The 414-nt window shown below is 60.6% G+C and carries 1 protein-coding gene; it reads left to right on the top strand.

The window, feature by feature from the left end; translation table 11 throughout:
• The coding region (locus KGA66_RS32600; RefSeq protein WP_211472936.1) for a UUP1 family membrane protein at positions 1 to 414 on the top strand (414 nt) is incomplete at both ends.

Here is a 414-nt window from a genome sequence, read left to right as displayed (position 1 = left end):
ATCCAGATGTTCGTGCCGCCCTTGAGCCGCGACTTCGTCAGCCTCAATGAGAGCTTTATCTCGAACAACTACGGGGTGAGCGTCAACCGCATCGACGGCAACCGCAAGGTCACCTGGTCGGCGCGCCGGGCCAAGGGCAACCAGACCCTCTATTACCGCCTGGTGCTGACCAAGCGCTACAGCGGCGAAAAGATCAAGATCAAAGGCCCGACCTTCCGCGACAGCATCGCCGTGGAAGGCCCGGAAAAGATCGCCGCCGAAGCCTTGCTGGCCCCGATCCGCCAGCACTCGGCCGACGTCGAAACCTTTATCAGTGAAGCCATCAAGCGCACCAACAACCTCAACGACGACAATGTGAAGTTGCTGCTGGCCGGCGACCCCTCGACGCCGCACAAAGCCAAGATCGTCGAACTG

The organism is Actinocrinis puniceicyclus (assembly GCF_018283645.1).
In the GTDB taxonomy this organism is placed as follows: Bacteria; Actinomycetota; Actinomycetes; order Streptomycetales; family Catenulisporaceae; genus Actinocrinis; species Actinocrinis puniceicyclus.
The sequence above is the reverse complement of the archived record's forward strand: the minus strand, read 5'-3'. Positions and strand labels throughout refer to the sequence as shown.